The 15,799-nt window shown below is 50.9% G+C and carries 10 protein-coding genes; 2 read left to right on the forward strand and 8 right to left on the reverse strand.

The window, feature by feature from the left end; translation table 11 throughout:
* Positions 1-12: 12 nt before the first annotated feature.
* From PGL01S_RS14490 to PGL01S_RS14505, 4 genes are all read right to left on the reverse strand, one after another.
* Positions 13-4,437 (reverse strand): S-layer homology domain-containing protein, encoded by a 4,425-nt coding sequence (locus PGL01S_RS14490; RefSeq protein ID WP_127495331.1) that lies wholly within the window; start codon positions 4,435-4,437, stop codon positions 13-15.
* Positions 4,438-4,558: 121 nt separating this feature from the next.
* Positions 4,559-5,389, reverse strand: coding sequence for a carbohydrate ABC transporter permease (locus PGL01S_RS14495; RefSeq protein ID WP_127495332.1), 831 nt, complete (start codon positions 5,387-5,389; stop codon positions 4,559-4,561).
* Between the two features lie 20 nt (positions 5,390-5,409).
* A complete protein-coding gene (locus PGL01S_RS14500) occupies positions 5,410-6,279 on the reverse strand; it encodes a carbohydrate ABC transporter permease (protein WP_127495333.1) in 870 nt (289 codons plus the stop codon).
* A gap of 85 nt (positions 6,280-6,364) precedes the next feature.
* On the reverse strand, positions 6,365-7,699 hold the full coding sequence (locus PGL01S_RS14505; protein WP_164775477.1) for an ABC transporter substrate-binding protein: 1,335 nt from the start codon (positions 7,697-7,699) through the stop codon (positions 6,365-6,367).
* Positions 7,700-7,941: 242 nt separating this feature from the next.
* Here PGL01S_RS14505 and PGL01S_RS14510 point away from each other — a divergent pair, with 242 nt between their 5' ends.
* Positions 7,942-9,477 carry a glycoside hydrolase family 31 protein gene (locus PGL01S_RS14510; protein ID WP_127495335.1) on the forward strand — a complete coding sequence of 512 codons (1,536 nt, stop codon included), beginning with the start codon at positions 7,942-7,944 and terminating at the stop codon, positions 9,475-9,477.
* Positions 9,478-9,506: 29 nt separating this feature from the next.
* The gene (locus tag PGL01S_RS14515; protein WP_127495336.1) at positions 9,507-10,808 is read left to right on the forward strand and encodes a Gfo/Idh/MocA family protein; all 1,302 of its coding nucleotides are present in this window, start codon (positions 9,507-9,509) and stop codon (positions 10,806-10,808) included.
* Between the two features lie 48 nt (positions 10,809-10,856).
* On the opposite strand, the gene PGL01S_RS31255 is transcribed toward PGL01S_RS14515, so the two are convergent.
* The 4 genes from PGL01S_RS31255 to PGL01S_RS14535 form a co-directional block, all read right to left on the reverse strand.
* Positions 10,857-13,793: a DUF4832 domain-containing protein gene (locus PGL01S_RS31255; RefSeq protein ID WP_127495337.1), complete on the reverse strand. Its 2,937-nt coding sequence runs from the start codon at positions 13,791-13,793 to the stop codon at positions 10,857-10,859.
* 157 nt (positions 13,794-13,950) lie between these two features.
* On the reverse strand, positions 13,951-14,979 hold the full coding sequence (locus tag PGL01S_RS14525) for a LacI family DNA-binding transcriptional regulator (RefSeq protein ID WP_127495338.1): 1,029 nt from the start codon (positions 14,977-14,979) through the stop codon (positions 13,951-13,953).
* 68 nt (positions 14,980-15,047) lie between these two features.
* The gene (locus PGL01S_RS14530) at positions 15,048-15,446 is read right to left on the reverse strand and encodes a DoxX family protein (protein WP_127495339.1); all 399 of its coding nucleotides are present in this window, start codon (positions 15,444-15,446) and stop codon (positions 15,048-15,050) included.
* Between the two features lie 20 nt (positions 15,447-15,466).
* A complete protein-coding gene (locus PGL01S_RS14535; RefSeq protein ID WP_127495340.1) occupies positions 15,467-15,721 on the reverse strand; it encodes a DUF896 domain-containing protein in 255 nt (84 codons plus the stop codon).
* Positions 15,722-15,799: the final 78 nt, after the last annotated feature.

Genomic DNA, 15,799 nt, shown 5'->3' on the forward strand with positions numbered 1-15,799 from the left:
TTCATCTGCTTCTTAATTCATAAATTGAACGAATTGCAAAAACCGTTTGATCATAACGGCGGCTTCCGCGCGGGTTGCATTCGCTGCCGGATCTATGGTCGCCATAGACTTCCCTTTTATGATTCGAGCAGTGAGCAATTCGGCTATCGAAGCTTTTGCCCAAGGACTAATGGAAGCTTGATCCTTATAGTTTTCAAGAGCATTGCCGTTCGCTTGGACCGGTTTGTTCACATAGTTCAGAGCTCTAGCTGTCATAACCGCGATTTGTTCGCGGGTGATTCGTTCATTCGGTTTAAAGGAACCATCCGTATAACCGTTAATGATCCCCGCATCAACGGCCGCTGCAATCGCATCCGCGAACCAGTCTCCTTGTGCTACGTCGCTGAAATCGGTTCCCGCAGCCGGAGAGCTAAGCCCAAGGGAACGAACAAGCAAGGCCGTAAACTCCGCGCGGGTAATCGGTTTGTCCGGCGAGAAGAGTTCAGGCGCAGTACCGTTTACGATTCGTTTCGAGGCCAGCAATTCGATTTCCGGCTTGGCCCAGTGTCCCTGAAGATCAGCGAACGTTCTGCTGCCCGAATCCGAAACAACCGCGTAAATGCTGTTCCCGTTGCGTTTGATGACAACTTCCGTGCTGCCCCCGTTAACTTGAAGGAAGGATGGAACAAAAGCAAACGTCCTTGTATCCGGGTTAAATAGAAGCGCAGTCGCGTTCGCTTGATTAACGGCTCCCGGCACAATAACCGTTCTCTCGAGGTAGGTGCTGCCGAAGCCGGTTATCTCCACCGATTGTCCGTTTGCCTGGGCATAGATTTTGTAGTCCAGGGCAGGAGCTAGCAAGGTTAACCCTTCCTTGCTTGCTTGTTCAGCCAATACATCCGCCGTGCTGCCTGCAACTTTATCGATAACCATGCTTAAGTTCATATTCTCAAGGCTTACGCCAAGCTTTTGCGCTATATCGGCCAAGCCTAAAGCTTTGACGGGAACCTTGTAGCTTCCGAAATCCGTCAGGATAAGAATGGATGCATCCGATAGGTCCTTCCCAGCATCCACTAAGGCAGACGATGGGATATTCACCTTCACGCTTCCGCCGTTGTTTTTCAACTCGATAATAACGGAATTGGAATTGACGCCGGATGGCTTGCCGCGAAGTGCCTGGAAGGCGTCTTGGAGCTTCTTCGCGTCAATGGCCGCTTCGGTCACGCCGTCCGTTGACCGGACAATAGTTACTGCATTTTGCCCCAGCTTGATGCCTTTATCCGTTAAATCCGGCCCTGGCTGCGAGGTTGTTCCGCCGGAGGACGGGTTCGAGCTGGAATCATTGGACGCAACCGTCACCGCGAATTGCTTCTCCAAGTTGCCGTCGGTAGATTTAGCCGTAATGACGGTGCTGCCGATTCCGACAGCCTTGACCAGGCCAGCAGCGGATACATAGGCAGCTTTACCGTTCGACGACGACCATACTACTCTTTTGTTGCCCGCTTCCGCCGGCACAACCGCGACATTAATCTGTGCGCTGGAACCGGGAGACAATTGAAGCTGGCTTGTCGTATTCGCCGTCAAGCCGGTCACTCTGACCGGAGCCTCGGCCGTGCTATCCGTTACGTCTACGCTGCCTAGCTCCAGCCATCCGTCACTATTCTGCTCCTCGTTAGCGAAGCGGAACTTCTTGGCGTCCGCGTTGATCTCCTCTAACGGATTCACGTAACGCATCAGGATTTGATAGCTTCCGTTGCTTAAAGCCGGATTGCTCGTCGATTCGAACAGCTTATTGTTGTCGAATCCGTTTGTATTCGGAAGCAGGTCTTTCAAGTCCCAACCGGGTTCCCATACCTTCACGATGCCGCTTTCGGATTTGGCCGCAAGCTCTATCTTCCAGTTATAGTAGAATGGCGCCACCCCTCTGTTTTCAACCTCTACGCCGACCTTCAGATTTCCATCCGCAGCATCCAGATAGGCAGAAGGCACGTAATATTCATAGCCCAATCTGCGCGATCCTTCGACAGCTCTTGCCAGCGGTTCGGACTCCAGCGGCGTTTGGAATACCCCTTGCGTAATCAGCCAGGAAGCATGGGTCAAGTTCAGGCTGGTGTAATAATCTTCGCCCTGCGCCCCCTCGATTGGCGCCGACGGTTCATTGTATACCGGCGGATCATTGTTCCACATCTTCAATTGAATTTCCGGTCTCATCTCTCCGCCCATGCTGTTCGTTTTCCAGAAATCCGTCACTCCAGCGTCTTTGACTTTGCCCCAGAAATGCCAGCCTTGGCCTCCGAGACTTGGCGGGAGGGTCTGGAAAGCAAAGGAATCGTCATGATAGCCGACATCGAAATTTTTGGTTTTGAGCGTGCTGTTGTCCATCGGATATCTTAAGACAAGCTGCGTTTCGTTAAACGCGTTGTCCATATCGGTAAGAACCCGCTTCAGGTTGGCGTCTGTCGGCATTAAATTCGGCGATTTGATATTTCCGTCGTAAGGGTACGTATGCCATTCGCCCCAGAAGCCGATCAATCCAATGGTCAGGAAGCCGATACGCGGATCGCCGTCATAACGGGCTCCAAGCGCCCCAATGAAATTGTCCAAGGCGCCCAATAAATGTTCATCGTTATAATCAGGCGCTAGACTTGTTGCATCCTTACCGTTGTTATATTCCGAATAGGCGTAAGTCTGCAGCCCTTCGTCCAGAAGGAATTGCGGGATTCCGGACGGCTTGTTCGGATAGTCCAGATAAATCCTGAATACGGCCTGATTGCCTCTGGCTGCAACGGCTTCAAGCCGTTTGTCCAGCTCCGTCCAATTAAAATCATTCCGGTTGTTCATCAGCTTATTAAGCGGCAGGTAGAAGAACTCCAAGCTGTAAGGCAGCTGCGTTGGCTGGTCTCTCCAATCATCGCCTTCGGTGAAATAAGACTCCTCCGAAGCATCGTAGAAAGGAAGGAGACCCTTAAGCGGATTGTCTACCGGCGCACTCCGATACGTAAGCGCCTCCGTTCCGGCTGCTGTTGCCCAAGCTGGAGGAGCCGGGTGGTCAACAGGCTCGGTCGTTGATCCTCCTCCTGATCCGCCGGTTCTGCCAGCTAACGCATAGAGGGCAATTTGGTCAATACTGAGAACATTGTCGGCTTGATTTTTCGGGCCAAAGCCGAATTGAATTTGCAAAACCTTGCTCGCATCAAACTTCGCGTCGCAAGCATCGCAGCCTTGCCATGCGGACTGGATCAATGCGCTCCAAGGAATTCTCACCATTCCCTTGTAGCCTGCGGCAATGGATAGGGAGCCTCCGCCAAGAGTAGTTGTTTTCCAGCCTTCGGCACCCTGATAGAATTGTACGGTTCCTCCTTCTTTCAAGGAGAATTCGCCTTTTGGCGCATCCGTAACAAGCGAGATATTCAGATCCATATTTTTATTCGTTGGCGATTGGTTATTGGCCCAGAAGGTGAGCCCGTCAAAGGCGGACCAATCCGAATCCGTCCCGTTAAAGGCAACGCGTTTAACGTTTACCCAATCGGATGCCGTTTTGCCCGGAGGAGGGGAAACGGAAAACTTCATCGCTTGATTGCCGTTCGAGACATTCACGTGATCGATCGTACGAAGGGTAGACGGTTCTCCGGATTCCCAGTCGATCCGCCAGATGTTCTGCAAGGCAGCATCGTCCGCGTACGATTCGAAATCGTCCAAACTTTTATTCGCCCGATAGAGCATAATGTCATCAATCGTGATGACGTTATGCGGATAACCTGTTGGCGGGTATCCGAACTGAAGTCCCGTTACTTCGCTTGGATCAAGCACCGCTGCGCAGTCTGCCTGAACGCCGTCGCATTGCCATGCGGATTGAACGAATTGATCCCAAGAGAGCTTCACAATACCCTTGAAGCCTGCGGGAACGTTAAGCGACGCTCCATTAAACGCCGCCGGCTGCAAGCTTCCATCCGCCGCAATCGTTAAGGCATGCCCACCTTCCTTCAATCCGAACTCGCCTTTCGCCGCAGGCGTCTGAAGCGCGACATTTAAGCTGAAAGCCTTATTGTCGTTTGTTGTATTGTCCACCCAGAAGCTTAATCCGTCATACTTGGACCAATCCCTCTTGCCTGAAGGGATGGAATGAATAATATTCGACCATGTCGAATCCGTGATTGCGGTGGACAGCCGGAGGCCGTTGCTTCCGCTCGACTGTCCAAGCTCTCTAGTAACGGAGCCCGGTTTGTCGGACCATGCTTCCGTCCATGCCTGCCCAAGGGCCGCATCATCCGCATAGGATTCGAAATCCTCGATAAGCCCCGGTATGTCGGAACCGGCGGTTGATACGATTGCCGGTTGCTCCGGATCCGCGCTTACCCTGCTCGCGGCATTCCCAAAAAGCGTGCTCAATAACAAGGCGACAATGAGCATCGCTTTAAGCGATGTTCTTCCAATATCGTGCACGGATAACAGTTTCATCGAAATCCTCCTCTTTGCTATTTGAAAGCGCTGTCAATAATAAGCTTTAAATGTTGTCCCTTTTGTCCGTCATTCAAGCTGAAACAGGTTTTATCCGGACTCGCAGAAGTCCGGATACCCATTATCCTTTTGTAGCACTGAAGGCGATCCCTTCAATAAATTGTTTTTGGAAGATAAAGAAGAGAATAATCATGGGAACGACCGCCATAAAGGCGCCTGCCATTAACACCGGATAATCCGTTCCGAACATGGACACTAACGTCGCTATGCCCGATGACAAGGTCATCTTCTCCGGAGAGCTGTTGATAATAAGCGGCCATTGCAGCTCGTTCCAAGCCCACTGCAATTGAATAATAACGATGGCTACCAAAGCGGACCGGACTAAAGGAAGCATGATATGCCAATAAATTTGGAACGGATTGCAGCCATCCAGAACCGACGCTTCCTCCAGCTCCTTGGATATGCTCATGAAAAATTGCCTTAGAAGGAAAGTGGCAAACGGGCTGATTAAGGAAGCAATCCACAAAGCGGTAACGGTGTTGACGAGTCCGAGATCACTCATCATCATATATTGCGGCGTATAAAACACGGGATTCGGCACCATCATGACCGAGAGAATCAAGATAAACAGAATCGAGCTTCCCGGAAACCGGATCCGGGCGAAAGCATAAGCCGCCATGGAACTAAAGATAACGGGAAACACGGTCTTCATGACCGCCGATATAACCGTGTTCAGGTAATAATGCGGGAACTCCGATTGCTTAATCGCCTCTATATATCCTCTTAAGCTGGGGGCATCCGGTAAATAACGGATCGGAATCTGCGTGGCTTCCGTCGTTGTCTTCAGCGAAGTCAGCACCATCCATACAAACGGAACAAGCATAGCGATGGCGCTGATAATAAGAATGATGTGAACAACGAGGTGAGCCTTCCTCGCCGATGAGCTGATCATAGTTGCGTCCTCCCCCTTTCTCAGTCGTAGACGACCCATTTTTTCTGGAATGCGAATTGAATGCCTGTCAGCGCAAGGTTAATCACCAGCAAAATATTGATAATGGCAGCGCCGTAATTGCGGTCATTATAAATGAAGCTGTTCTGGTAATAGGCATACACAAGAGAGCGAACCGACGGAAGCGCAACATTCGTCTTCCCGATAATCAGATAGATCGAGTCGAAAATCTGCGTAGCTCCAATTAATAGAATGATGCTGGTGAAAAATAGAGTTGGCGTGAGCATCGGAATGGTAATATACCGAAACTTGTTGAATCGCTTGGCGCCGTCGATATCCGCTGCTTCATACAGCGATTTCGGTATCCCTTGCAAGCCCGCGAGAACAAGCAGCATATTCATGCCGATGGCTCCCCATACGCCTACGATAACCAGCACAAGCATGGCATAATGGCCATTGGACAGCCATGCGATATGCGTCCCCAGCAAATGGTTGATGAGGCCGAAGTCTTTAGCGAACAGGACAACCCACACCATCGCTGCCGCGGCAGGCATGGTCACTTGCGGCAGGAAAAAGATGACGCGATAAAGGGATACCCCTTTGATCTTCGTATTCATCAGTACGGCAAATAAGGTTGAAAGCACAAGCGTCAGGGGTACAAACATCGCTACATATACCAAAGTGTTGCGCAGATTTTGCCAAAACTCTTTATCGCGGAATAACTTCGCATAGTTATCGAATCCAACCCAATGATTGACGGTCCCGAAATTTTCCGAGTGCTGGAAGCCTAACAGGATCGATTGGATAACCGGCCAACCCCAGAAAACCAATGTGCCTATGAGAGTCGGCGCGATCATGAAATAAGCCCACACATACCTGCTTCTGGAATTCAATTTCACCACTCCCTATTCATCGGAGACATTCCTGGCTGCAGGAACGTCTCCCGAATTCCGCTTTAATTTAACGATACTTACCTAATTACTTAGTATCCGCGATTGCTTGATTCATCATCTCCGCAACCTTCTTGGCGCCTTCTTCTACCGAGATGGCTCCGCCCCATGCCTGCGACATAATCTCAGGCTCTTTTGCGAACCATACCGGATACGACATCGAGCCGCTTGGATACGGAGTTGCGTCGGCTACTTGCTCCGTGAATACTTTCAAATTTAGATACGGTCTTGAAGTCAGCCATGCCTCCTGCGTGCCGTTGTACGCCGGAATAGCCGCGCCCATCTCCGCCGTAATTTCCGCTGCTTTTTGCGAGCCCAGGAACTTGAGGAACAGCCAAGCCTCTTCTTTGTTTTTGCCGCTTGCGGACATCACGTTGCCAAGGCCGTTAATGATATTGGCTCTTTTCACTTTGCCCATAGGCAGTTTCGCCCAATCCCATTTCCCCTTGATAATGTCGCTGCTGTCGATATCGCTGATCCGCCAGGATCCGTCGAAAATCATCGCTAACTTGCCGGACTTGAACATCTCGGTTGCTTCCATATCCGTCATTTGCTGATGAGTTGGAGAAGCGCCGTCAACCGTCATTTGATAGCGGGCTTGCAAAGCTTCGATAGAAGCCGGATCGTCGTACCCCGATTTGCTCATATCATCGGAAATGATTTTGCCGCCGTTAGCCAGCATATCGTTCCAATAGCCGGTTTGCGTATCCATCTTGGCTCCAAAGCCGTAAATGCCCTTGTCAGGCTGGCTCAGCTGCTTGGCAACCTCGGCCAGCTTGGCATAAGTCCAAGTGTCGTCCGGATAAGGGATGCCCGCTTGATCGAACAGCTCTTTGTTGTAAGCCAGACCGATGGTATCGAAATCTTTAGGGATGCCATAGTTCTCGCCGTTCAGCGTATAAATGGAAGCAAGATTCGCCGCGTAATTATTGAGGTCGATTTCCCCGGCTGCTACTTTGCTTGTGATCGGCTCAAGGAATTTACCGGAGGCGTAAGTTGCGAATTGACCTCCGTGCATCCAGAACACGTCCGGTAGCGTCCCCGCAGGAGCGGCAGCTGACATTTTTGTCCAATAATCGGCCCATGGGATAACTTCGACCTTAACCTTAATATTTGGGTTTTGCGCCGTAAATTCTTTTGCGATCGCTTCCATAGCCGGCTGCTGAATTTTATCCCAGATGGCATAGGTAAGCGTTACGTTCTTTTTAGGTGCATCCGTTGCCTCACCGGCATTGCCGTTCTTGCTGTCGTCCGGTTTGCTCGTTGGCGCGTTGTTCGAGCTGTTGCTGCATGCAGCGGTAATTAAGGAAAGAACCATCAGGACAAGCACGAGCATGAATGAAAATTTGTTTCTTTTCACCATTTGATATCCCCCCAATAAATTGTTTAGGCAAAAATTTTGCGTAAACTCTATCATCAGCATCACCCTTGCCTCTTACACATTTAGTTTAATCGATTTCTACAAACGCTTTAAATGCCTCATTTTTAAGATCGAATGCCTTATTGTTAAGATGAAAAAAGGTTTGCATTCAAATATAGATTCCTCCATAATATCAGTAAATAATTGCGCAAATTATTTCATAAAACAAATTGGGAGTGTCTACTATGACAATCACTGCACTGCAACGGGAGCCCGGAGAATTCTGGTGGGGAGGCGTTATCAATGAGGGTCATCTTATGCCGTTTGGCGATCAGCCGCATTCGCGCGACCTGCGTTTGACTGACGACAATCAAGCTTCCCCCTTATTGCTGTCTAATCGAGGAAGATATATTTGGTCCGAAGAGCCTTTTTCCTTCTCCTTTAACGAGAGTACCTTGACGATCGATCATTCGCAGAAAATTACGATTGAAGACGGTCATTTCACCCTTCAAGGCGCTTACCGGCATGCCTGCGTCAACCATTTCCCCCCTTCCGGCGTTACGCCGGACGAAATGGCCTTTACGGCGCCGCAATACTGCACTTGGGTGGAAATGTTCTATGAGCCGACGCAAGAGAAGCTTATTCAGTACGCGAAATCTATTATCGAGAACGGCTTTCCCCCAGGCGTCCTGATCATTGACGATAATTGGATGCAGGATTACGGAACCTGGGATTTCGAGAAGCATCGTTTCCCTGATCCAGCCCGAATGATTCAGGCCCTGCATGAATTAGGATTTAAGGTCATGCTGTGGGTATGCCCGTACGTGAGTCCGGACAGCATCACCTTCCGGCAATTAATGAGCCAAGATCTGTTGATGAAGCATGCGGACGGCACGCCTGTCTTAAGAAGATGGTGGAACGGGTACAGCGGGGTCGTGGATTATACCCGCGCGGAAGGCTCCGCATGGTTCAAGCGGCAGCTGGACAGGCTGATCGAGGATTACGGAGTTGACGGCTTCAAGCTGGACGCGGGCGAGCCTATACTGCCCGGCCTGCTGAATGACGTTTCCCGGGACGTCGAATGGTCGCGTCCTATTCTCCCGATGGAAGATTGCGAGGCTTACGCGCGATTGGGAATCGGATACGGGCTTAGCGAGCTGCGGATGTGCTGGAAGCTTGGAGGCCAAGCGCTTATTCAGCGGCAGCGCGATAAGACGCACACGTGGGATGCGACAGGGCTCGGGGGACTTATCCCCAATGCGATTGCTCAAGGCCTCATGGGTTATGCGTATAATTGTCCCGATATGATTGGCGGAGGAATGGATGGCGATATCAACTCGCCTCATTTCCGATTCGATTCCGAACTTTTTATCCGTTTTGTTCAGTGCTCGGCTTTATTCCCCGCTATGCAGTTCTCCATGGCTCCTTGGCGGGTTCTGAGCGGCGAAGAATTATCCTGGTGCATGGATGCGGTGAAGCTCCGGACAAAGCTTGGCCCCGCTCTCCTCGAGCTTGCGAATCAGGCTGCCGCGGATGGACTGCCGATCCTGCGCAGCTTGGAATTCGTTTTTCCGAATCAAGGCTACCATGCAATCCAGGATCAATTCATGGTTGGCGACTCTATTCTGGTAGCCCCGGTATTAATGAAAGGACAACTTACTAGAATGATCCAATTTCCGGAAGGTCGATGGCTCGGCGATGACGAAAGTGTAGTAGAAGGCCCTATCCAGCTAGAAGTACATGCGCCGCTGTCCCGATTGCCGTGGTATCGAAAAATCTAAATCGTTGCTTCGAGGAGGGTGATCTTTACATGAAAAAAATCAAACTAGCCGTTATAGGAGCAGGTGCGCGAGGTTTCTTGTCCTATATGCCTTATGTTCAAAGATTTCCGAGCGAGGTTGAGGTCGTCGCAGTCGCGGAACCAAGCCAAGAGAGAAGAACGAGATTTGCGGAAGCGCTAAACTTAACTGCGGATCAGCTCTATTCAACATGGGAAGAATTGCTGGGCAAGCCCAAGCTTTGCGATGCGCTTCTGATCTGCACGCAAGACCAGATGCATTACGAGCCTACGATAGCCGCTCTCCGCAAAGGGTATCATGTCCTGCTGGAGAAGCCGATGTCGAACAGTCCAAGCGAATGCGTAGCCATGGAGGCCGTGGCCCGCGAAGAGGGACGCCTGCTCTCGATCTGCCACGTTTCGAGATATACCCCTTTCTGGCAAAAAATGAAGCAGCTTATTCAAGACGGCTCCATCGGAAACGTCATGTCCATTCAACATAACGAAAATGTCGGTTACCTCCATTACGCTCATAGCTTTGTGCGGGGCAACTGGCGTAACGATACGCTCTCCAGTCCAATGATCTTGGCCAAATCCTGTCATGACATGGATCTCATTCGCTGGCTTGTGGATGCCGACTGCGCGAAGGTCAGCTCCTTCGGTTCGTTAAGCCACTTCCGGGTTGAGAATGCGCCCGAAGGGTCGACCGAACGCTGCACGGATGGCTGCGCGGTGGAATCGACCTGCCCTTATTCCGCATTGCGATTCTACATGCAGGACACGAAAGCGAATCATTTTGCGGCGCTTATCGCGGATCCTCCTACCGAAACGAACAGAATGAAGGCGATCCTGGAAGGTCCTTACGGCAAATGCGTTTACAGAACGGATAATAACGTCGTCGATCATCAGACGGTAAACATGGAATTCGAGAATGGCGTTACCGTTATGTTCAGCATGAGCGGGTTTACGCGGGATATTAACCGCATCGTTCAAATCATGGGGACAAAAGGGGAAATTCGCGGCGATCTGTTAAACGGCCGTATCGAGCTGTTCGATTTCTCCTCCGGCACGTTGTCGGTTATTCAAATCCCTAGGAGCCAGAGCGGTCATCAAGGCGGCGACGACGGCATCATGCGGCAATTCGTGTCCGATCTCCGGCATGAAAGGTACATCGATACCTTGACCTCCGCGCAAGCCTCGTTGGAGAGCCACTTAATGGCTTTTGCTGCCGAGAATTCAAGGCTGAATGGCGGCGCACTCGTCGACATGAAGCTCTTCCGTCAATCTTTTGCGTCAAATGCAACCGGTACTATGCCAAGCGATACCGCGGTATAAAAAAAAACGATAAGGCTGGCCTGCGCAACCGCAGGCCAGCCTTATTTTTTATTCGAAACGAATCTCGTCTATCCAGACCGTGCTATTGCCTCCGTGCCAGAAGGTCATCGTCAATTGTCCGGGGCTGCTGCGGTCTACTCCGTTCGATGCCAAATTAATAGCAATATCCTTGTAGCTAGCCGTAACCGTATCCCCGCTGAAATCACCCAATGTCTTGGTCACTCCGCCAATCGTGAGCTGCATATGGTTTTGTTCCCCGCCGCTTGCGCCTTTGATGCGAATGACCAGCTTGGTGTAGCTTCCCACATCCTGGGTAATATCCGTGCCTAACCATCCGTTGTTGTTATACTCCAGCTTCAGAGCCCCCGAATCAATAACGCCCGCATTGTTGGCGAAGCTGTTTGCGCCCGCCCATTTGCCGAGATCATTGGTTCCCGGCCAGCTAGGCGAATTGTCGAAATTATCGACCAGCAAGCCAGTGGCTCCGCCGCTTCCGGCATTGGTCGTTACATTAACCGCCGCGCTGGCTGCCGATAAATTGCCCGCTGCATCTTTTGCTTTGACCGTATACGCGTATGCCGTATTGGCGTTTAATCCGCTGTCCGTAAAGCTGGTCGAGGTCGAGGTGCCTGCTTGATTCCCGTCTCTGTAAATGACATACTGCGACACGCCGACATTATCCGTCGAAGCGCTCCATGCCAAGCTGACGCTGCTTGAGGTTTTGCCCGAGACGCTTACGTTGGTTGGCGCAGCAGGCGCTTGCGTATCCCCGCTGCCGCCGCCGGCGCTAATCTGAATACGGTCAAAGTCAGGCGCCCAGCCTGTCGGGTTGGAGAAATGAATCGTGTTATTGCCTGCATTCAGCTGTACTTGCGTCTGAACGGTGCCAATGGCCGTCCAGCTACCCGTGCTAGGCATGCTCAGCGTAACCGGCGATTCTCCGTTAACCCGTATTTGCGCGGAGCGGGCTTCGCCACTGAGGTAAGAAACAGTCATGGTGTAGGTTCCAGCAGTTGACGCACTCACTCCGTTGAATTGCAGCGTACCGTCATTATTGCCGACATACCCCACTTTGGAGCCACCCGAACAGGTACTGCACGCGGAAATGACCGCCGCTCCGGTCCGCGTATTCGCTGAAGCCTCCGCTTCATAAGCGGTCAAAGTGCCTCCACCTCCGGAAGCGCTGGTGGTCGCGGTTACGGAGCCGCTTGCGCCGGATACGTTCCCCGCTCCATCCTTGGCTTTGACGGTGTAGACGTAGCTCGTGCTTGGACTTAATCCGGTATCGGTGAAGGTGGTGCTTGTCGCAGACCCTGCCCATACTCCACCGCGATAAACGTCATAACCGGTCACGCCTACATTGTCGGTTGAAGCCGACCACGACAAGCTGACGCTGCTCGAGCTCGTGCCGCTGACCGTCAAATTCCCCGGAACGCTTGGCGCTTGAGTATCCGCGCTTCCTCCGCCGCTGTAGCCGCCATCATAAGGCGTCTGGCTCAAGCTGTACGAAAGCGTGTTATCCGGCTTCAGCTGATCGAAAGGTCCGATGTTCTGATCAGAGGGATCCATGCCGATTCCCACTTTGCCAAGCGGTGTTCTTCCGCCCGTATAATAGTTCGAGTTCGCGAATCTGGCGCTAGGCTTATATCCGGCCGGATCCAGAATGGTCAGCGCCAGGGTGTAGGTTCCCGCCGCCATATTGGACGGAATCGTAAAGGCACCCGAAACCTGTTGAACGGCTGGCGCTTGATTGTATTGACGCGTCGCGGCGTTCCAATCGTCGCCCGGCATCCAGTTCCGTATATCCGTGCCGCTGAAAATCCCCTTCCATGCAACCGTGCGGTCGCTTCTCAGCAAGCTCGCTTCCACCGGCCAGTTATAATAGAACGGCGCGGAGCCTTTGTTCACGACCGAGAAGGACACATTCATGGATCCGCCGGGCTGCACGCTGCCTGAGTATGTAGCCTGGTTGATGACGAACCGATAGCCGAATTCCTTCTGCATCAGCGCAGCCCCTTGCGAGACGGCGGAATTGTTCGCATCGTACAAATCAATCCAGCCCAGACTGGTGGTATGCGTTTTTTTGATCCAGTCGATCACGTAGTTCCGATGGTTCGGATCGCTTAACGTATCGTTTGGGGAATCACCCGGCTGAATATTTTTCTGCCCCCAATCGTAAGCAACCTCCCCGCCGTTAACCTGCGTTCTCCAGACATTTCTCGCCGCAATGCCTTCGCCTCCCGACAGGTCATCGATTAAGGCAAACGAATCCCACAGAAATCCGAAGTTGAAATTTTGGAAGGTATCGGGATAGCGCACTTGCACCTTCTTGTTCTGAAACGCCTGCGAAGCCGCGTTGCCTAATGCGGTCTGGAAGGCGAGCGGAATCCGGTCGGTCCCGTCCGCAAGCTTATCCGGATAAATATGATGCTCTCCCCAATTCCCCCATAGCCCCAGCTCGATGTAGGCCACTCTCGGATCGTTATCCCAAGCTTGGCCAAGCTTCTGGATGAAGGCGGTTAGACGGTTTTTCAAGGTGTCCGTTGTCCATTGCGTAGCCACGTCCCCGTGAGGAACGCCTTCCGGCCAATATTCTCCGGTGTTCGGGTAAACGATGACTACGCGAGGAATAACCTTTTTGTTCTGACTTTCGATCCCCGCCCAAGCTGTATTGCTCCAATCCTTGATCTTCTGAACGGAGTCTGACGCCGCATTCTCCAAATCGGTGTATTTGATGTAATGCTTAAACACAGTGCCGTATTCATGATTCGAGAAACTCGTGTCATTCAAAAAGCGGGTTGGCCGAAATCCCATTAAGGGGTTTTTGAACGCCTCTTGCGTTTCCGTCAAATTAACCGTGATTGCGCCAACGGCTGCTGACGCCTTATCCGGAAACGGAAAGGCAAACGAACCTCCTGTCAATAACACAAACAACAGCAAAACGGTAAACGCTTTCAAAATTGCCCTGGAACCTATCCTTCTCATCAATCATCCCTCCCATAGTGATGAAATTTACGCAAATAATTTGCGCAACTTATTTGCGCTCTTAGTATATTCTACCAGCGTTTACCTCGTCAATCTAAAAACAAAAATAGCCGTCCTCCGATCCGGCGATCGGAGGACGGCTATTCACATCCGTTTATTACGCTTTGCCTGCCGCTTTCGAGCAGGATTCCCGCTCAATCATTTCGGTCTTAAGGCTAATGTAAACTTCGGAAATGTTCTTGCTTGTTATCAATTCAGTCAGCACTTTTACGATGACGGAGCTGATATCGTATCTAAACCTTCTTACGGTCGTTAACGGCGGAACCATGAACTCCGACAGCTTCAGATCATCAAAGCCCACCAAGGAAACGTCTTTCGGAATACGGAGGTTCATTTCGGCCAAAGCCTTCATGGCCCCGTACGCAATAATGTCGTTAAACGCGAAAATCGCGGTGATAGACGGCTGTTCCCGCATCAATTGCTTCACGGCTTCATAACCGTGCGAGGGATCAAACGCGCCCATTGCCACATTGGCGTCGGTCCATGGCATCCCCAAATCGCGGAATGCGTCTTTGCATCCGTCCAGCCGGTTCAAATTGACGAGATGATTGCGGGGTCCCGCAATCATTCCGATTCTCCGATGGCCTAATCCGTGCAAATAACGGATCACCTCGTAAGCGCCTTTTCGGTTGTCGTAGTCAATATAGTTTTGCCCCGTATTGTAGGTTCTTCCGTTCGTAAACACATAAGGGATCCCGAGTCTATTCAATTCCTCATACATCTTATCGCCCTCAACCGGGTCGAATAGGATGGCAGCATCCACTTTCTCCTCGCCCAAAAGCTTATAGGCCGGAGACGACTGCGAGTCCGAATAATGCTTCACGATATGAACCTGATGTCCGTATGCTTCAAACTCATCCTTTAAGTGATTCAAGTCGGCGGAGGTAGACGGATCGTTATCGAAAAAGTCATTGTTGCCCGGTACGATAACGACGATATTATAAGATATTCCAACCTGGTTGGAGGGAGCAATCCCCGGCTTTAAATGCTCATTGGCAATATCCAATACTTTTTTGCGAGTCTCTTCGCTGAAATTGCCCTGGTTGTTAATGATTCTGGATACCGTACTAATCGAAACGTTTGCTTTTTTTGCGATTTCTTTTAGCTTGATGCGAGCTCCCTCCATTTCCTAAGAAACTTTTTTGCATAATAAGAAAATTATAGCGGTTGTTATCTCATCCAGTCAACGTACCTTTAGAACAACAAGGCATCCAGCGAATAAGCCCCTGCTCCGGTCAGCGCTACGCCGATCGCTACTGCAACGAGTACCAGCGGATATTCATACCCGTTTGCCGTTGACCACAAGCCGTTAGGCAAATGCACTTTCACTATAGCGCCTGCCATGGTGAGCACAATCATTACTCCTGCCGCTACGGTGAACAGTCCAGCGGTGAACAGTGCGCCGCCCAGCAATTCCAACATTCCCGCAAAGACCGCCATAACAACGCCGGGACGAATACCAACCGATTCCATCCAGCCTCCCGTCCCTTTCGGACCGTATCCTCCGAACAAGCCAAACAATTTCTGTGCACCATGCCCAACAAACAACAAACCTACCACTACCCGAATAATAAGAAGTCCCATATCCATCATTTTCATTCATCTCCCCAATTTTAATTAATAAGTGAATCCGTCTGGCGTTCATCTCTTAGCAAAATCGCTTTGTCGGCAGCCAGCTTCTTCGGAGTTACGTCATACCCATTGTCATCGATGATCGAGACACCCAACAGCATATCGTGAACTTGACCTCGGATCTGCTGAATATACTCCTTGCGAAGCTCTGCCTGTTCTTTTGTCTCCTGCTCGTTAAGTCCTTCAGCATGCTGTTTTCTGCTCAATTCGTTAATGCGTCCCAGAATAGCAATCATAATCGTAGGCTCCTTTGTTTAATCGATTTTATCTTTAATTCAGTTATCTTAACTTAAAGATATATGGCATAAAAGATT

This window comes from Paenibacillus glycanilyticus NBRC 16618, assembly GCF_004000805.1.
Classification (GTDB): domain Bacteria; phylum Bacillota; class Bacilli; order Paenibacillales; family Paenibacillaceae; genus Pristimantibacillus; species Pristimantibacillus glycanilyticus.